The sequence below is a fragment of the Litoribrevibacter euphylliae genome (genome assembly GCF_042646085.1).
GTDB classification, from domain to species: Bacteria; Pseudomonadota; Gammaproteobacteria; order Pseudomonadales; family Litoribrevibacteraceae; genus Litoribrevibacter; species Litoribrevibacter euphylliae.
Map to the genome: position 1 here is coordinate 1,141,137 of NZ_JBHRSZ010000002.1, position 17,353 is coordinate 1,158,489.

The window sequence follows — 17,353 nt, forward strand, 5'->3', positions numbered from 1 at the left end:
TATGAACCTTGTCCCAGCCTTACAATCGACTTTTTCCTTTGATCACTTTCGTCCGGGGCAAGAGCAAACCATCCAGCAGTTATTATCCGGGGTCAGTTCCCTGGCGATTTTTCCTACGGGTTCTGGTAAGTCACTTTGTTATCAATTTACCGCCACTCAGCTTCCGCATTTAACTCTGGTAGTCAGCCCGCTACTGGCGTTAATGAAAGACCAACTGGCGTTTCTACAAAGCAAAGGCATTGCGGCGGCAAGCATTGATTCCAGCTTAAGCGCCGAAGAAAACCAGCAGGTCATGACCGATGTGCGATCAGGCAAAATCAAAATTCTGATGATCAGTGTGGAACGCTTTAAAAACGAACGCTTCCGCCAGTTCATCGGTTCTGTGGCTATTTCCATGTTGGTGGTGGATGAAGCCCACTGTATTTCCGAATGGGGTCATAACTTTCGCCCTGATTACCTGAAACTGCCGCAATACAAAGCCGAGTTAAACATCCCGCTGGTGCTGCTGTTAACCGCCACGGCGACCAAAAAAGTGAAACGGGACATGAGCAATAAATTCGCCATTGCACCGGAGCATGTGGTGCAAACCGGCTTCTACCGACCGAACCTTGATCTCAACATTCTCCCAGTCACAGCCCAACAGCGAGATCAGACCTTGTTGAGCATCATTCAACAGCAACAAGGCACCGGTATTGTCTATGTCACCCTTCAAAACACTGCCGAAACCGTTGCTGAGTTTCTACAGCGCGCAGGCTTAAACGCTGTCGCTTATCACGCCGGGTTTGATAGCGAGCAACGAAAGCAAATTCAACATCAGTTTATGGCCGGCCAATACGATGTGGTGGTTGCCACCATTGCCTTTGGCATGGGCATTGATAAGTCCGACATTCGTTATGTGATTCATTACGACCTGCCAAAATCGATCGAGAATTACAGCCAGGAAATTGGCCGCGCCGGGCGAGATGGTCAACACGCCAACTGCTTTGTGCTCGCTAATTTAGACGGCATCAACACGGTCGAAAACTTCGTTTACGGAGACACCCCCGAGCTGAATGGCATTCAAGCGGTGATTGATAACATTCGAACGGAAAGCCAAAACGGTCAATGGGAAACCCAGATCATCCCGTTAAGCAACGCCAGTAACATTCGCCAACTGGCGCTGAAAACCTTGTTGGTTCAGCTGGAAATGATGAAGGCCATCAAGCCGGTTTACAGTTACTTCGCCGAATTCAAAATAAAACTCATCGAGAGCAAAGAGGCTATCCTCGGTCGCTTCAACGAAGAACGTCAGCAGTTCTTAAATCAAATTTTCGAGCATACCCAATTCAAAAAAATCTGGGGCACACTGAATTTTGATAGCCTCTACCATGCATATGGCAGTGACCGAAATCGAGTCATCGCCGCCCTCGAATACCTTGACGAGCAAGGTCTGATTCAACTCGAAACCAAAGGCATGACGGAAGTCTACCAAGTGAATATGGAGGTCATTCACCAAGCTAACCTAGCAAGTGATCTCACTCACTATTTCGCTGAAAAAGAAACCAGCGAAATTCAACGCATCGCCGCCATGGTTCGCTTCTTTGAATTAGAATCCTGCCTAAGCTGGAACCTCGCCCGCTACTTTGATGATCAAGCCGCACCGCAACATTGCGGGCATTGCTCGGTATGCCGAGGGCAGATTGCCAAACTTCAATATTCACAAACCGCAGTTTGGCCCGAAGATCCGTTTCTTATTCAAAGCATTCAGGCCATGACCACCGAGTTAATGGATAAAAAAGGCTTAGCAGCTCACGACATCTCCCCTGCATTGATCACCCGTTTTCTAACCGGTATTGCAGTACCCGTGTTTGCACGAACTCAGTTAAGAAAGATGAGCGGCTGGGCCAGTTGTGAGCACCTGCGATATCGAGAGGTGTTGGAGAAGGTGAGCGCTTTGATGAGCTAATCAATTGGGATCGGAGTAAGAACAACCTGCCTCAACTACTCTGATCCCCATTGATTAGCCCCCATTGATTACGTTTATCTTTCTAGTAACTATTTCTTTGCCTTTGCGCGCAAATCCGTCACTACATCGTAGCCAATACCCCAGTTGTCGGTATTCACTTCATCAATGACTACAAAGGTCGTTTGCGGATTCTTATCCAGTACGTCGACCATGAGTTGTGTTGCGCCTTGGATCAGCTTTTCTTTTTGCTCTCTAGTAACATTTTCATCGGTAATTTTAATATTGATGTACGGCATGTGAACTTCCTATTTTTTGCAGTGTTGATCTTAAGTGTTTAAGCGCAATTACTGGTTTACGTCCGTGTAAACCTTGCTAACGATCCGCCATTGACCGTCTTCTTTTAAGAAGATCAAGTAGTCGATATAGAAGTAATCAAACAAAGGGCATTCCACTTTCGCCATCGCCATATCATGTTCAATCTCGATATTTAACACCTTGAAACGGTAAGGCAACGACTCCGTCTCAGGAACTGGCCGCGTAGCAACATCCTGCAGCCATTCGTTTCGTGGGCGGCGTTTGCCGGGTGTTTTAAGAACAACATCATCATGGAATAAAGCTCGTAGTTTTTCCGTATCACCGGTATGTAAACCATCAAAGTAATCTTTCAGCATCTGCTCTAATTGCTTATAGGTTTCCGAATGATTTTTGATGTTGTTTTGCGTATGTGCGTTCATAGGCGAGCCCTTTGTTATGAGAATACTTGTCATAAAAATAAAAACTAAGCGGCCATTTTGGCGTCTTCAGCCGCCAACGCATCCTGGAACGTCTGGCGTTGCCAAACGCGTTCTAACATCTTTTTGGTGTTAGCGCCGATGTTGATAGAGACAGGAAAGAACTCGCCCCAACGAGCATACACAGCCAGCAGAATATCGGCCGGTGATACGTGGTCACCACCCAGATAGGCTTGGTTTGACAGTTTATGTTCAACCACTTGCCATAGGTGATTAATGCTATTGGCGGCTTGATCGAACGCCGCTTGTTTTACTTCACCGTCTTCAATGTTTTGAGCGATGAAAAACAGACGCCCGTAGGCTGGGTGCATGGTAGCATTGGCAAACAGCATCTCTTGAATGGCCTTCAAACGATCAGCACCGTGAGCAGGTATTAAGGTATTGCTGTGCTTTTCAAGCAGATGAAGCAAGATTGCCACGCCTTCTGTGATGGTCTGCTCTCCGTCTTGTAAAACAGGCACATTTCCAACCGGGTTTAACGTCGAAAATTGATCGTCAGCGTCTTTGTGGATCAAGGTAACTGGCTGCCCTAGTTCACGCAAAATTACTTGAGTCGCAAGTGAACAAGCACCGGGAATAAAATACAGTGAGTACATTAGAATTCTCCTAAAGTCAGTGTCTTTTTCTGTATCTGTTAAGAACAGAATCAAGGTTAGTGACTTTGTCTTTTCCGAAAAATAGCTACAATGGAGACTTACTGTTCTCAATATGGAAACACGATGGATAAACTGAGGGCCATCCAACTCTTTGTGCGCTTGGCAGACTTAGGCAGTTTCACCAAGGTGGCCGATGAAGTCGGGTCATCGAAATCAATGATCAGTAAGGAAGTGTCTCGACTGGAAGAATCGTTGGGCGCACGTTTACTGCATCGCTCCACTCGTAATCTCCAGTTAACGCCGGTGGGCGAAGGCTATCTGCAACATTGCCGGGAAATTCTGATCAAGTTATCGGACGCGGAAAGTTACATTCAGACCGTCCAGCAACAGCCCAAAGGTAAATTACGCATTAATGCGCCAATGGCCTTAGGGGTGACGGATCTGTCACGGCTGTTTGCAGAGTTCATGCGCCAGTATCCTGAGATTGAATTGGATATTCACCTGGACGATGAACCAATTGATCTCATTGAACAAGGGTTTGATCTTGGTTTTCGTGCGTCCAGCCGCCCGGTCGATTCCGCTTACATTGGCAAGCCACTGACCAGTTTCAGTTATCGCGTTTGTGCATCGCCCTCGTATCTGGCACGACGAGGCCCGATCAACACACCGAACGACTTAGCCGATCACAATTGTTATATCTACAGCTACTTTCAAGGAAAGCAAAACTGGCCATTGGCGGAAGGAATTCGAGTTAAAGGGAACTTAAAGGCGAACAATACCATCTTTATGATGGAAGCCATTAAAGCCGGGTTAGGCGTTGGGTTTATTCCGGATTTTGTGTGTCGCCCGATGCTGGAACAAGGCGATGTCGTTGAGATTCTCAAAGACGTAGATCGACCGAAATTAACTTTGTATGCCCTGTACCCGGCTCGACATCATTTGCCTCCGGCGCTTCGTCGTTGTGTCGATTTTGTGCAAGACTGGTTTCTCAACCCGAATAACAGATCACAAACATCGTAAACATCGTAAACAATGGTAAGAAACCAACGTCTGGTTCAGATACCATGGTTCAGATAGTCTGTCAGTAGCTATCCGTAATGGAATATGGAGATTCAAACGTCACATGATCAACGCCTTTTCAGTATCCAACTACCGCTCCCTAAAAGACATCGTGTCGCCGTTATCCGGGCTGAATGTTGTAACCGGCCCCAATGGCTGCGGTAAATCCAACCTCTATAAAGCACTGCGCTTATTGTCAGAAACGGCCAGGGGTAATTTGATCTCTTCCATTGCACAGGAAGGCGGGCTTGATTACACCTTTTGGGCTGGGCCGGAAACCTTCAGCAAATCCATGAAGGATGGTTCACAGCCCATTCAAGGGAGTGCCAGTAAGAAACAAACTCGATTACGATTAGGGTTTTCCGGCGAGAATTTCGGTTACTCTATTTCGTTGGGCATGCCCCCACCTCAAGGGTTCGCCGGGTATCATGATCCTTCCATGTTCCAGTTCGACCCAGAGATCAAACGCGAATGCATCTGGGCTGGAAACGCCTATCGCCCGAGTTCTTGTCTAGTCGATCGAAACGGGCCCATCGTCAAAGTACGTTCTGGCCGTAAATGGGAAGTGTATGACACTCGCCTCAATACCTATGAGAGCATCTTGAGTGAGATCACTGACCCGGTGTTAGCGCCTGAAATTTATGAAGTGAGACAAACGATCCGGAATTGGCGGTTCTACGATTCCTTCAGAACAGATGCTGACTCCATCATCAGAACCCCTCAAATTGGTACCCGAACCACTGTACTCGATCAGGATGGCCACAGCTTAGTGGCGGCATTAAGAACCATCCATGAAATTGGAGATCGGGATGCCATGTATGAATCCATAGAAGATGCCTTCCCCGGAGCCACCATAGGCTTTGAATCGGATGCGGGGAATCGCTTCTCACTGAAGTTCATTCAGCATGGGTTATTACGACCACTCAACCAAGCAGAACTGTCTGACGGAACACTTCGCTACTTGCTATTGGTCGCGGCCTTACTCACCCCCAGACCACCGTCACTGTTGGTACTAAACGAGCCGGAAACCAGCCTGCACCCTGATTTACTCCCAGCCTTGGGCCGCTTGATTATTCGTGCCGCAGAACAAACCCAAGTGTGGGTGGTGTCGCACGCTCCGCGCTTGATCGCAAGCCTGGAAGCGAACAGTGAATGTAACTCCATAGCCTTAAACAAAGACCTAGGAGAAACCTTTATTGTGGATCAGGGATTGTTGGATGGGCCGGCTTGGCATTGGCAGGATTGATGTTTTGATCAATAGCTTTAACGATATTGTCCAGAAAGACTGACACGGCCCCGAAGGGCCTGTTTCATTAATTATGATACTAATGTATCACTTTTTGAATTCTCAACCGCAGACTTAAGTAAAGTCTTAATACAAGGCGTAGATTTCGTATCATCATTTGTATTCATTGATTTCAACCAATCTTCTACATCTTGAGTATCCTGGCCTGACAAGATATCTGCATAGGCATGAATCTTGGCATCTAGTACTCTATAAGTAGATCTCGTCACCAAAAATGATTGACTACTTACTGAGCTTTTACCATCTTTTTGAGTTTCCATATGCAAATGGGTATAGGCAATCGTTACGATCGGATAACCAAAATCATTGTTGTATGACATAGCAATAACATTCTGAGCAAAGAGATCTTCTGACTGCTCTGCTTGTTCTTGGGAAAATACATTTTTGGCCATATTTTCCACACTATTCGTTATTGCTTCCACACTATCACTTAAGACTCCTTTGTATACATCTACGATAGAATCAATCAGTGAATCATAATCTTTGGAAGACACCATTCCTTCTTTTCTCGCTGTATCAGTCAGAGAAAAGAACGGACTTTGATCAACTTTATTTATGTACTGACTAAAATCTTCAGAGGTAGTATTTTTCTTAGGGTCTCCAGGATGAAAGTTCGCACTGTTCTGTGCTAGCCCCAGCAAGCTCGAAATAGCAGTAGGCAAATTCTTGGGATCTGAGAAAATCTCTATTTTTGAGGCATCAGGGGCGCTGGTATCTACACCCAGAAATACCCCGCCACCCACTACATATTCTTTGTTTTGTGAGTTAGCCAGACCTTTTCGGAGCAACTTAGCCTCAGAGAGGGCAGCCAACCATGCTTCAACCGCTTTAATTTCAGATTTAGTATCCATCTTAATCACCATTCCTAGTCGATTTAAGTGAATACAAAAAGTAGATTAGAAGATCAGAAATAAATATTACTCGGAATTACACAATAAGATTGAAATAACTTCTTACATAAGTTGATGGAAAGATTCGGAATTAATTAGCGATATCGTGGGAATAGTCTGATGTGCTTCAGAGTAGTTTCCTAATTCGACCTTTTTTGAGCATATTCCGTAACGAAAGGTTATAGAAAATATTGAGATACGTATGAATAGTGATTCCAGATTATCTTTCATTCTCTGGCTCTTCGATAATAAAACCCATATCACGGAATATTCTCAGCATCCGCTTAAGCTCCATAATCGGGCCTAACTTTAAAACGTCGGGAATAGAAACCCATTCATAAGCCTCACACTCATTGAGCTTGAGCACAATCTCATCGCTTTCATTGAGCATGAAACAATGAAAATAGTAAAACGACTCGTCCTTCCGAATCAGCGATTTGGTCTGTACAGCAAGACCAACCTCTTCTTTCACTTCACGCAAACACGCCGCCTCGGGTGTTTCTAGTTCCTTTACTCCGCCACCAGGCGGACACCATTGACCAGAACGACTCGTATTCTTACTGCGCTTTATAAATAGGAACTTCCCGTCTTTTTCAATTAGCCCCCAGGCTGAGGATTTTTTCATTTGGTTTTATCTCAACCCTGAATAAACACCATATAGACACCAAAGCCTACAATCAGCCAAAACACGAGACTTGTGAAAAAAACAATATAACTATCGGGGTTTATATCGCCCTTCGCGAATAACCTACAGATTAGGTAGCCAGGCCCTTTGATAAGAATCTCAAGTACTACCTCTACTAAAATCTGACCGATGAAGCGGCCAAGTCCCCTTAACAGTCCTTCTACGACATCCTCTATCATAAGGTTCCTTGTGGTGCTTAATGCTAAGAATCAATCTATTAGTTACAGTTACTTATCTTTAGGATTCCTTTTACGATCCCACCCAAGCGTATACATAAGTAAGCCCCCCATAAGTAAGCCACCTACAATAGTCATCTGAGTCGAATTGGTTGAAATCTGACGAAAATACAATCCAATTAAAATTGATAACATTCCTAAAATTCTAACCGGAGTGAAATACTTTTGCGTTTTAAGCTTGATGATTTTTGTAATTTCACCAATCAATAAAAATAAAATCCAAAACACTTTTCAATAACCTTAATTTACTTCTAAACGGAATTAACAGATCACAATCGCTTACTTGCACCAGATTAAGAGCCACATAAACCAGCGTGATAGCGGCGCAGCATGGTAGCATAAACAGTTATTTCAACGACAAGTGAATAGACGTACTGAGATCATCAAAACTCTATTAACACATTTACATAGTCCAAGGAGGTTTTTCTGGATTGTATGGGGCTGAATCTGAAAGAGCACCCATGCCATAGTGATAGAAAAAATCCATGAGTGTACCGTTATATTCAAGCGTCCCAATAAGATACCAATGCTGAACGGACAGTATTGAATAGACTTCTCGGGCCATAACACGTTTAACGGTTACCGTAGAACCTTTAGCTATTTGAGTAACGAGTTTTCCACGTGGACAGTGAATACGTCCTTGATTCTGATACATCTGATTAAAAGGAAACGAGTGATCGGGAAGGTCATCTACAGCCTTAGAGCAAAGATAAACATCCTGATCAAAAACAGCCTTACCAATCAATTGCTGAGATTCTTTTCTCTGAGAAACATTCTCAATCAGTGAACAAGCGGCCAGCAGGTTCAGCATTACTAAAATGGCGATTAATCTTCTCTTAGACATAATCCCTCTCTAATGAATCTATAAACACTCGCTCAACGATCCTACTCCACCCTCATATCCGGAATATCAATCAGAAAATCCGTCACGCCGACATCCACACCCAACTGATTCAGCAGGGCTGATGCCTGGCCTCGATGATGTGTTTGATGATTGAAAAAGTGAGAGGCAAGCTCACCGAAGTTTCTTTCACTCGTCACGCCTTTCACGTTTTGATAAGTCAGTGTCTTAGTGAAATCGGATGCTTCGACTTCAGTTTCCAGCCAACGCTTAATGGAAGCATCCACCTGCTGACGAACTGGGGTAAGCAATTCCAGACTTGGATATAGAACGTGATCCAAGCCCTCTGGTTGAGGTAAGTCTTTCAGTGCTCTTAGAGATTGATAGCGTGTCGAGTGCGTTGAGAATCGTGATAGCCAGATGAGATCACCCACCAATATATGATTGAGCGTACCAAGAATGGAACCGAAGAAGGCGCCTTTATCAGCACTGACTTCCTCTTCCGAGAGTTTGCCTGCAGCCTCATAAAACTGCTCGTTCATACGCAGATTGTAATCGGCCATCAATATGAAATGGGATTGGTATTCCATGCGTGCTCCAGACGGTTTACAAAAGCTCTAAGCTCTCTTAAATCAAGTGGGGTCAGAGTAAGTACAACCAACAAAGACAAGACCTGTAATCAACTCAAAAGCCAATTTCAATTTACTCTGACCCCATTGATTAATTTCAATTTACTCTGACCCCATTGATTATGACCCCATTGATTACAGGACGATGGGTATATTTTTACCACCAATACCTAACAGCTGAGTGAAAATCCAGCGCCAACCACCTTTAGTGCTGTATTCCTTTGTTTCAATGCTATCAATTACCCCGTCATCGTTAGTATCTGACTCGGTCCGAACCAGATCACCGTTATCATAATGATTGATTTCATTGATTGTACCGCTGGCATTATTATCCATCTCACTACGGATACGCTCTCCTTGCTGATCACTGAAAAATCGCTGAACGGAGTCTATAGTGCCATCGCTATCGGCATCTTTGTTTATCAGAGTTTGATTAAGGTTGCCATTGTCGTGGTAGGTATAACTTTCAGTGACTTCAGCTACGCCATCGCCATTATCGTCACTTGTATACGAGATTTTCCTACCATTTTCATAGGCATAGGTTCTGGATATATCGACAACCGTATCCCCATCACTGTCCTTGGTATAGAGGGTGAGGTTATCATCATTGTCGTACTGATAGGTCTCAGACAGAACTAAAGCACCATTTTCTTTCTCACTATGAAAGGTATGATTTCCTCGGTCATCGTAGGAATCGGTGATCACTTTTTCTGACTGATTATCGCCATTATTGTATTCAGCGAAGAGGGTTTGAATACCTTGGTCGTTGTACCTATAGATCTTGGTGAGATCTATGGTGCCATCATTATTACTGTCTTCAGTCACCCGTGTTAATTTATTATTGCTGTCGTAGGCACTGTTTCTTATAAAGTCCACAGAGCCGTCTCCGCGAAAATCTATGGCATATCGAGTTTGATTATTATTGGTATCAAAACGCCAGCTAGAAATTTTATTGATAGAGCCATCGCCACCTATGTCAGTCTCTAGGCTTAATCGATTGTTATTGTCATCGAACTCTGAATATTCGATGTAATCAGGCGTACCGTCGCCATCCCTATCTTTTTCAAATCGGATTTTATTTCCGTTCACATCATAGATATGGATTTCTATAAAATCGGCTTGGCCATTTCCATCCGTGTCATTTTCATATCTGGTCTTATAGCCTTCAGCATTAAATTCCCATTGTTCTATTGTCTCTGGGGTGCCGTCTGCATCGGAATCATTACTAAAATACGTTTGTCTTCCATAGGCATTGTAAGCGTAAACTTTGATGAAGTTATCTGACTCGTCTTGCTTGGCATACCTTATAAGATTGCTGTTTTCGTCGTAGGCCCAGCTTTCGGTAGTATCCAGTGTTCCATCATTATCTTCATCTATGGTTCGCAAGGTTAAGTTATCGTAATTATCGTAACTTCTGATTTCGACATAGTCTGGTGAGCCGTCGCCATCCATGTCTCTTTCTTTCCTCAACGGATTCCCGTTTACATCCAACGTTGTTTTATCAATGTAATCTAAAACGCCATCCGCATTACGGTCTTCGGTTCTACCTGTTTGAGTTGATATGGAATGCATACCTAAAGACCCATACATATGATCCATCACTAACCAAGGTTTTCTTATTTGACGAGGCTCACTGAAGACGGACTGATCATTTGCTTGCTCAAGTACCTGTCTAAAAAGTATGTCTTGTTCAAACAGGGAATAGAGCTGTTCAAGATTAAGCTGAACATTATTAAATAAGGCGGTAACTTCAGGCGTAATTTCAATCCCGTTATCCGGATTCCCATCTTGATCTAAAGTCTGCAATAGGGAGGCAATATTGATTGTGGTATGCAAAGGGGTTGTTTCAGCTTCATATATCAAAGGAAACGTAACCAAAATTAATGATATTTCAATAAAGCTATTCCCTGGGATAGTCGCTTTTGCTAAATCAAACGGTGTAACAGTCGCTTGCGCCGGAGAACTACCAAGCGTGGTTGCACCAATGGAAAAGGTAACGGTTTCTCCCGCTACATATTTAAATGAACCGTTGGCATCCGTAACACCGGATTGTGTTGCCGTAGTGTAGGTCAAACCACTTACCGGGCTGTCGGTAAATTGGCCTGTTAGAACGTTGTCCGAATCGCTATTCGAACCACCAGAACTATTGCTACTGCAACCATTAAGAAAAGCGGTACTTAAAGCTAAAACTAAGCTCAAGCGTGATGCTCGATTAAACATTACTGTTCCTTTTTATTGTAATTATTCTTCCGTGTTTTCTTAGTGCTAGCTAAGAAACTGTATAGGCAGGGGGATTGTATGTGCGTACCAAATGGAAGGGCAAGTGTTAACTTGAACACCTAGACAACACCTGAAACCAACTAATAAGCCAGAGTCAATTGCTCTGGTCTAATTAACTCGGGTCTCTTTAATATCTAAATCCACTTTTCAGTAACTCACGTTCTGATTGCTTCAACCCCAAAATCAGCAGTTCATCTTCTGATTTAGAGAAAGGCTTGAAGAGCCACTCCCACATAGAAACCCTGGTGTATATGGGTATTTCATGGATGTATTCTTGCGTTCCGTTTTTGTCGCTAATTTCATAGCGAAAATATGTTGTATCTGACAAGCTAACAGGAATTAAACCTAAAAATAGAGCTGACGCAATTAATGAGTTTCCGCACAGATACTCTCGTTGCGTAGATTCTAACGTGAGTTTTGTATCAGTCTCGCTTTCAGCCACTAACTCATATACTTCAGACGATTTAAGGATTTCGTACGGAGTGCCAATCTCGGGATTAGTAACGAATACCTTTTCCCTGACCTTGCTCATTTGAAAACCGACCTCAGCTCGATCCAGATACTGATTAGAAGCACAGCCGACACCAAGGGAGGTGAACATGATGATTAAAATTCGGTACAAATTTATTTTTCCTTTTCACTTAACAGTCAATCAAGAGCATCTATCAATTTAGAAACAGCAGGTGCCATGACCACGCCTTTCAACCGAAAGAACACTACCAAAGCGGCATACTTTCTCCAACAAAAAACGACCACTTTGGGCCGTTCTAGTAGGTTAGGTTTTTGATATTTTTATGGAAGAAGTAATGGAAATCAATTGGGATCAGAGTAAGTACAACCAACACAAACAAGACCTGCAATCAACTCAAAAGCCAATTTCAATTTACTCTGACCCCATTGATTCGCTTTCAACTTAACATCGGGTTCATAGATTTTTTCTGCCGATGAACTAAAAGACAACATCAGAGTAAAAAAGAAAATGGGTAATCTGAACATATTATCAAGTCCTTCATGAGACAAGGTTTCAAACATAGATGTTTGATAGCGCATCCTACGCTTTGGTTTGTTGATTAGTATTTTATAAAGAAGTTAACACTGGCGTGAACGGTAATACTGGAGCGTTGAATGTCATACCTTTTGAGGGCCAACATGCTTAAGTAGCAAACTTGATAGCTCATTCTCGTTTTCTAATGCTCTTAAAGGAACCATATGAAACATATTGCTGGTTATGTATAAAAGATACATACCGCCACCCAGCTTCCATTTATGAATATCACTCCAACTCAATTTACTTTCACCTGTTTCGGCTTTAAAACCAACTTCCTCATCTGAAAATGAAATCGTCAATTCGCCTCGCAAAGACCGATTTTCCTTAAACTGCCTCTTAGCATTAAAGGGGGTTATCAGGAACATAGTGACGAAATATCCAACAAGTCCACCGATAGCGCCGCCAAAGCCAATAAATTTAAACTTGGTAAACATGCCCAACAAGATTAAAGCGATACCTAGCACTGCGAGCACAATTAACGTCTTATTCGTCCCTCTGCCGTGAAGTTGCAACGCTTTTACAACCTCTGACTCAGACAATGTATAACTACATTCCATTTTCACCTCATGGGACAAATCAGTTCATCAATGACATTTACAAAACGTGAAACGGCATGAGCCGTTACAACTCCTTTAATGCTCAAGAACACTACCAAAGCTCCCTACTCTTTCCAACACAAAAAAACGGCCACTTTGGGCCGTTTTAATAGACTGTGTTCCTAATAGTTATTCTTTTATAGCATCCAGTAATTTACTTCGCTCTATACAACCTTTTTGAACCATTGTTTTGACAAGTTCAATTATCTTATCCTCCCCTAAAACGGGAGGCCCACCAGGCCCATATCCTAGCTTTAGCCGTCCCCCTAGATGACGAGTGTCCTTATAATATGAAAACCAAGCATCATTTGGATGTCCATTTGGCTCGTAACTCACTAAGAACACGAATGGCTGGTAGATATCCTCTGGGTTACCCAAAGTAACTATACCTTTCAAGTAAGGTTCCCATGTTTCACCTGGTTCCTGTAGAGCAAACCTCTTTTCAATATACCCATGACTTTGGCATTTTGAGCATTTAAACCATCCCTCTTCATTTCTATGTTTATCGATCAAATCCACAATGTTTCGTGCAGAAGTTTTAGCACCACATTTAAGATCACAACATTCAATTGACCATCCCACGAAATAATTCCTTTTACCTAAGCAACAACATCAAAATATCCCTATTAACTCTCAACTCTTTGCACAACGTCTTCCATTGTATAATGAACAAACTTAGAACCAAGTTCAGTAAGCTCATAAGGTTCTGAATCATCAAATGCTGATTTCATCACACCTGAAGAGCTTCCTCGTTTCTTTGTGGGCTGTTTTAAATATTGACCTGATGCATTGGTTGGTCTGTGTTGTCTAATAACGCTCCCCATACTTAGATCGCGTATTAACAATTTAAATAAATCCGCTTCAGCGGAGTCCTCTCTAGGCCTCTCGCCGTGGATTCTATCCCAAATCCCGCCCCTACTGATTCCTGGGTTTTGATATATTTGTTTAATCACTAAAAAATGAGCTTCGTGGTAACGATTAATCCAATCGAGAAAAAGCCTAACTAAATCATCTGGACATAATACAGTTGCCCCAGCATTCGTTAACAATCTACGAATTAAATCTCTTTTCTCCTGTGTTTCAGACTGATCCCACTCGCGAAATCCCTGCCTTACAAGTGATAAATATTGAGGGGACTCAATTCTATCCTGTATCTCTTCCCCAAAACCTTCAACCCTAGAAAGAATCTCAATAAATGCCTTCCCAAGTTCCTGTATTTTTAGTTGATGCTCTTTTAGCCAAAGGTGCGTTAACTTATTTATATTCTCTTGCTCATTTTCTGCATCTATTGCAGAGCTTGCAGCTAAAAATCCACCAACCCATGGAATACTTCCAAGTGCAGCTAACACAAAACGAGAATATTTCTTACGATTTCCGCCACCAAGGGCTTCTGAAAGGTCCTGTTGTATTTTTTGATCTATTTCTTCAGAATTTTGAACCAACTCCTTTCCATTGTCGTTTCTCATAGTTCCCTCTTTACTTGGCAATTAAACACAGCACTTGTCTCACTTATAACAACTACCTTACTTCGTCCGTGCTTCCTTTTTGACTCTCATTAACGCTAGTAGACAAACCATACCTTTTCCAATCTATTTTTTAGGAACAAAAAAAAACGGCCCCGCAGGGCCGCACAATAAGCAAGGTTTCAGAGCATTTCACACAAGCCTTATCAGCTATTCACTGCGCTAATAATCTCTTTAATTTCAGGAACACAGGAGCCGCAGTTGGTGCCGGCTTTACAGCATTTACCGACGTCTTGCGGAGTGGTGAGTTTGCCGTCTTTAATGGCGTTTTCGATGGTTTTGGCGCCAACGTTGAAGCAGGCGCAGACGATCTTGCCAACATCCGGTGTGCCGAGTGGTGGTTTGCCGGTGAGCAGTGCCATGCGTTCGTCGGCTTCCAGTTCAGTTTCACGGGCTGGGTCAAACAGTGAGCCAATCCACTCCCGTTCTGGCAGGTGACTGTCTGGGCCTGTGATTAACACAGCCTGCAGTTCGCCTTCGTGGAAGCAGGCGGTACGGAAGACTTTTTTGGTTTGATCTTGGAAGGTTTGCCAGTCCAGCTCGCCGGAATACGGTTTGAGCTGATACGCGAGGTGGCCTTGCCAGTTTTTCACGTCGCGTTTGCCCGCCAGTTCGTAACGGAAGTAGCCGTTGCCTTTTGTCAAGACCACGTAATCAATGCCGTCCAACACCAGTGGGTGACGGGAGAGAATGAAGCCGTGCCATGCGGCGCTAAAGGCAGAGATTCGTACCGGCGTGTGTTTGCTTTCCGGCTGGAAGGAAACCGGATCAACCACCGGGTTCACCACGCCACCCATGCGGCTGTGGCTGCTGAATTGCGCCGTCCAGTGCATGGGCACAAAGATTTCGCCTTGGGCAATGCGGTCGGTGACGGTAACGCGCGCCAGCATCTTACCCCATTGGCTTTCGATCAGAGCCAGTTGGCCTTGTTCTAAGCCATTGGCTTGTGCGTCTGCCGGTGTGATTTCCACAAAGGGTTCGGGCTTGTGCTGGTTAAGTCGCGCCGACAAACCAGTACGCGTCATGGTGTGCCATTGATCACGCAAACGGCCGGTATTGAGGATCAAAGGCCAGTCTGCATCCGGTGCATTTTGTGGTGCCCGGTGCTCTACCGCCACAAACTTGGCTTTGCGCGTTGGCGTGAAGAATCCACCCTCGGCAAAGAGGCGTTTGGTGTTCTCGAAGTTGTTAATATCTTGCAGCGCATCACTGGACACAATCGGCCATTGGGTCGGCGGGAAGGACTGGTATTGTTCATCCGTAATTTCTGCCAAGCCTGAAATGTTAAAGCTGCGAAGTCGTTGTTCCGGCGAGTTTTCAAAGCCGGAGAAACGGGCGTGTTCTCTAAAAACATCCGCAGGGGTTTCATACGGGAAGGCGTTCTCAAAGCCCATTTTTCTCGCCACCTGGGTGATGATCCACCAATCGGGTTTGGCGTTCCCGGCCAACGGCAATAAGGCCCGTTGTCTTGAAATACGACGTTCGGAGTTAGTGACGGTGCCGTCTTTCTCACTCCAACCCGCCGCCGGTAATTTCACATGCGCTAAATCGAGTGTGTCTGTGTGTGCCACGCAATCCGACACCACCACAAACTCACATTGTTGCAGCGCCTGTTTGACCTTATCGGCATTCGGCAGGCTCACCACCGGGTTGGTTGCCATGATCCAAATGGCTTTGATTTTCCCGTTCGCCACGGCATCAAACAGATCCACCGCCGGTAAGCCCGGTTTATCGGTGACATTGTCGGACTGCCAGAAACGCTGAACGATGTCTCTGTCTTGTTCGCTGAACTCCATGTGTTCAGCCAATTGAGTCGCCAAGCCACCCACTTCTCGGCCACCCATGGCATTCGGCTGACCAGTCAGAGAGAACGGTCCTGCCCCTTCTTTACCAATGCGGCCGGTAGCCAAGTGGCAGTTAATGATGGCGTTGACTTTGTCCGAACCAGACGACGATTGATTCACCCCTTGGCTGTACAACGTCAGGGTTTTATTGGTCTCTTTGAACCAGCGATAAAAGATCTCGACCACGTGTGGCGCCAAGCGACATTTCTCCGCCACGGTTGCGACGTTAAAGGCATCTAACTGAGCAGCTTGAATGGCCTGATCAAAGCCTTCTGTATGTTGATTGATGTAGTCCTGGTCCAATGCGTTTTCTTGATAAAGGTACGCCAATAAGCCATTAAACAAAGCCACATCGGAGCCGACTTTTACAGGCACATGCAGGTCGGCAATGTCACAGCTGTCGGTCTTGCGTGGGTCGATCACCACTACTTTCAGGTTCGGGTTGTTCTCTTTGGCCTGACGAATACGTTGAAAGGACACCGGGTGACACCACGCGGTGTTGGAGCCCACCAACACAATCAGATCAGTGTGCTCATAGTCTTCATAACAGTTCGGCACGGTGTCGGAACCGAACGCGCGTTTATGCCCAGACACAGACGACGACATGCACAAGCGGCTGTTGGTATCCATGTTGCCGCTGCCAAGGAAGCCCTTCATCAGTTTGTTGGCCACGTAATAATCTTCGGTAAGCAGCTGGCCGGAACCATAAAAAGCCACAGCCTCCGGGCCATGTTCTTCAATCACTTGTTGGAACTTGCTGGCCACCAGCGTTAAGGCATCGTCCCAAGAAGCCGTACGACCGTAGATTTGCGGTTCCAGCAATCGGCTGGAGAGATCGAGCGTTTCCGCCAAGGCCGAGCCTTTCGAACATAAGCGTCCGAAGTTAGCAGGATGTTCCGGGTCGCCCTTCACAGCAACGGTACGTTGAGAGTGAGACACCGTCGCCTGAATACCACAGCCGACACCGCAATAAGCGCAGGTCGTTTTGATGGTTTGAACGTCCGTCACTTCTTTTACCGGAATCTCGAATGTTTCAACTGTCATACTTTTTCCCAAATGTACTGCTATTCAAAGCGAGCCATTA

At 44.7% G+C, this 17,353-nt stretch carries 18 protein-coding genes; 3 read left to right on the forward strand and 15 right to left on the reverse strand.

Annotation, left to right across the window (positions count from 1 at the left end; all coding sequences use genetic code 11):
• Position 1: 1 nt before the first annotated feature.
• On the forward strand, positions 2-1,945 hold the full coding sequence (locus ACFOEK_RS06880; RefSeq protein WP_386718110.1) for a RecQ family ATP-dependent DNA helicase: 1,944 nt from the start codon (positions 2-4) through the stop codon (positions 1,943-1,945).
• 89 nt (positions 1,946-2,034) lie between these two features.
• On the opposite strand, the gene ACFOEK_RS06885 is transcribed toward ACFOEK_RS06880, so the two are convergent.
• Genes ACFOEK_RS06885 through ACFOEK_RS06895 form a run of 3 tightly spaced genes read right to left on the reverse strand, consistent with a single transcriptional unit; the run spans position 2,035 to position 3,332 of the window.
• Positions 2,035-2,241: a 2-hydroxymuconate tautomerase family protein gene (locus ACFOEK_RS06885; protein WP_386718113.1), complete on the reverse strand. Its 207-nt coding sequence runs from the start codon at positions 2,239-2,241 to the stop codon at positions 2,035-2,037.
• Positions 2,242-2,289: 48 nt separating this feature from the next.
• Entirely contained in the window at positions 2,290-2,679 is a 390-nt protein-coding gene (locus ACFOEK_RS06890; RefSeq protein ID WP_386718116.1) for a nuclear transport factor 2 family protein, read from the reverse strand.
• A gap of 44 nt (positions 2,680-2,723) precedes the next feature.
• Positions 2,724-3,332 carry a glutathione S-transferase family protein gene (locus tag ACFOEK_RS06895; RefSeq protein ID WP_386718119.1) on the reverse strand — a complete coding sequence of 203 codons (609 nt, stop codon included), beginning with the start codon at positions 3,330-3,332 and terminating at the stop codon, positions 2,724-2,726.
• 123 nt (positions 3,333-3,455) lie between these two features.
• Between ACFOEK_RS06895 and ACFOEK_RS06900 the strand changes: the two genes are divergently transcribed.
• Together ACFOEK_RS06900 and ACFOEK_RS06905 are read left to right on the forward strand one after the other, a co-directional pair.
• Positions 3,456-4,352 carry a LysR family transcriptional regulator gene (locus ACFOEK_RS06900; protein WP_386718121.1) on the forward strand — a complete coding sequence of 299 codons (897 nt, stop codon included), beginning with the start codon at positions 3,456-3,458 and terminating at the stop codon, positions 4,350-4,352.
• A gap of 103 nt (positions 4,353-4,455) precedes the next feature.
• A complete protein-coding gene (locus tag ACFOEK_RS06905; RefSeq protein ID WP_386718124.1) occupies positions 4,456-5,637 on the forward strand; it encodes an AAA family ATPase in 1,182 nt (393 codons plus the stop codon).
• A 71-nt stretch (positions 5,638-5,708) separates the two neighbouring features.
• Here ACFOEK_RS06905 and ACFOEK_RS06910 read toward each other — a convergent pair whose 3' ends face one another.
• The 12 genes from ACFOEK_RS06910 to ACFOEK_RS06965 form a co-directional block, all read right to left on the reverse strand.
• Positions 5,709-6,548: a hypothetical protein gene (locus tag ACFOEK_RS06910; RefSeq protein ID WP_386718127.1), complete on the reverse strand. Its 840-nt coding sequence runs from the start codon at positions 6,546-6,548 to the stop codon at positions 5,709-5,711.
• Between the two features lie 259 nt (positions 6,549-6,807).
• Positions 6,808-7,212 (reverse strand): NUDIX hydrolase, encoded by a 405-nt coding sequence (locus ACFOEK_RS06915; protein WP_386718130.1) that lies wholly within the window; start codon positions 7,210-7,212, stop codon positions 6,808-6,810.
• A gap of 287 nt (positions 7,213-7,499) precedes the next feature.
• The gene (locus ACFOEK_RS06920) at positions 7,500-7,736 is read right to left on the reverse strand and encodes a hypothetical protein (protein ID WP_386718133.1); all 237 of its coding nucleotides are present in this window, start codon (positions 7,734-7,736) and stop codon (positions 7,500-7,502) included.
• Between the two features lie 175 nt (positions 7,737-7,911).
• Positions 7,912-8,352, reverse strand: coding sequence for a hypothetical protein (locus tag ACFOEK_RS06925; RefSeq protein ID WP_386718136.1), 441 nt, complete (start codon positions 8,350-8,352; stop codon positions 7,912-7,914).
• A 41-nt stretch (positions 8,353-8,393) separates the two neighbouring features.
• A complete protein-coding gene (locus ACFOEK_RS06930) occupies positions 8,394-8,939 on the reverse strand; it encodes a DinB family protein (protein ID WP_386718139.1) in 546 nt (181 codons plus the stop codon).
• A gap of 174 nt (positions 8,940-9,113) precedes the next feature.
• Entirely contained in the window at positions 9,114-11,198 is a 2,085-nt protein-coding gene (locus tag ACFOEK_RS06935) for a hypothetical protein (protein WP_386718142.1), read from the reverse strand.
• A gap of 187 nt (positions 11,199-11,385) precedes the next feature.
• Complete coding sequence (locus tag ACFOEK_RS06940) at positions 11,386-11,880, reverse strand: hypothetical protein (protein WP_386718145.1); 495 nt, start codon at positions 11,878-11,880, stop codon at positions 11,386-11,388.
• A gap of 191 nt (positions 11,881-12,071) precedes the next feature.
• Positions 12,072-12,254, reverse strand: a complete 183-nt coding sequence (locus ACFOEK_RS06945) for a hypothetical protein (protein WP_386718148.1) — start codon at positions 12,252-12,254, stop codon at positions 12,072-12,074.
• A gap of 132 nt (positions 12,255-12,386) precedes the next feature.
• Positions 12,387-12,863: a YcxB family protein gene (locus ACFOEK_RS06950; RefSeq protein ID WP_386718151.1), complete on the reverse strand. Its 477-nt coding sequence runs from the start codon at positions 12,861-12,863 to the stop codon at positions 12,387-12,389.
• Between the two features lie 168 nt (positions 12,864-13,031).
• Positions 13,032-13,484 carry a hypothetical protein gene (locus ACFOEK_RS06955; RefSeq protein WP_386718154.1) on the reverse strand — a complete coding sequence of 151 codons (453 nt, stop codon included), beginning with the start codon at positions 13,482-13,484 and terminating at the stop codon, positions 13,032-13,034.
• A gap of 44 nt (positions 13,485-13,528) precedes the next feature.
• Positions 13,529-14,368, reverse strand: a complete 840-nt coding sequence (locus ACFOEK_RS06960) for a hypothetical protein (protein WP_386718157.1) — start codon at positions 14,366-14,368, stop codon at positions 13,529-13,531.
• A gap of 203 nt (positions 14,369-14,571) precedes the next feature.
• Positions 14,572-17,313 carry a molybdopterin-dependent oxidoreductase gene (locus ACFOEK_RS06965; RefSeq protein ID WP_386718160.1) on the reverse strand — a complete coding sequence of 914 codons (2,742 nt, stop codon included), beginning with the start codon at positions 17,311-17,313 and terminating at the stop codon, positions 14,572-14,574.
• Positions 17,314-17,353: the final 40 nt, after the last annotated feature.

Excerpts from the sequence above, each read along its gene's own strand:
- ACFOEK_RS06880 (WP_386718110.1), top strand. The coding sequence starts at position 2 with ATGAACCTTGTCCCAGCCTTACAATCGACTTTTTCCTTTGATCACTTT.
- ACFOEK_RS06885 (WP_386718113.1), bottom strand. The coding sequence starts at position 2,241 with ATGCCGTACATCAATATTAAAATTACCGATGAAAATGTTACTAGAGAG.
- ACFOEK_RS06890 (WP_386718116.1), bottom strand. The coding sequence starts at position 2,679 with ATGAACGCACATACGCAAAACAACATCAAAAATCATTCGGAAACCTAT.
- ACFOEK_RS06895 (WP_386718119.1), bottom strand. The coding sequence starts at position 3,332 with ATGTACTCACTGTATTTTATTCCCGGTGCTTGTTCACTTGCGACTCAA.
- ACFOEK_RS06900 (WP_386718121.1), top strand. The coding sequence starts at position 3,456 with ATGGATAAACTGAGGGCCATCCAACTCTTTGTGCGCTTGGCAGACTTA.
- ACFOEK_RS06905 (WP_386718124.1), top strand. The coding sequence starts at position 4,456 with ATGATCAACGCCTTTTCAGTATCCAACTACCGCTCCCTAAAAGACATC.
- ACFOEK_RS06910 (WP_386718127.1), bottom strand. The coding sequence starts at position 6,548 with ATGGATACTAAATCTGAAATTAAAGCGGTTGAAGCATGGTTGGCTGCC.
- ACFOEK_RS06915 (WP_386718130.1), bottom strand. The coding sequence starts at position 7,212 with ATGAAAAAATCCTCAGCCTGGGGGCTAATTGAAAAAGACGGGAAGTTC.
- ACFOEK_RS06925 (WP_386718136.1), bottom strand. The coding sequence starts at position 8,352 with ATGTCTAAGAGAAGATTAATCGCCATTTTAGTAATGCTGAACCTGCTG.
- ACFOEK_RS06930 (WP_386718139.1), bottom strand. The coding sequence starts at position 8,939 with ATGGAATACCAATCCCATTTCATATTGATGGCCGATTACAATCTGCGT.
- ACFOEK_RS06935 (WP_386718142.1), bottom strand. The coding sequence starts at position 11,198 with ATGTTTAATCGAGCATCACGCTTGAGCTTAGTTTTAGCTTTAAGTACC.
- ACFOEK_RS06945 (WP_386718148.1), bottom strand. The coding sequence starts at position 12,254 with ATGTTCAGATTACCCATTTTCTTTTTTACTCTGATGTTGTCTTTTAGT.
- ACFOEK_RS06950 (WP_386718151.1), bottom strand. The coding sequence starts at position 12,863 with ATGGAATGTAGTTATACATTGTCTGAGTCAGAGGTTGTAAAAGCGTTG.
- ACFOEK_RS06960 (WP_386718157.1), bottom strand. The coding sequence starts at position 14,368 with ATGAGAAACGACAATGGAAAGGAGTTGGTTCAAAATTCTGAAGAAATA.
- ACFOEK_RS06965 (WP_386718160.1), bottom strand. The coding sequence starts at position 17,313 with ATGACAGTTGAAACATTCGAGATTCCGGTAAAAGAAGTGACGGACGTT.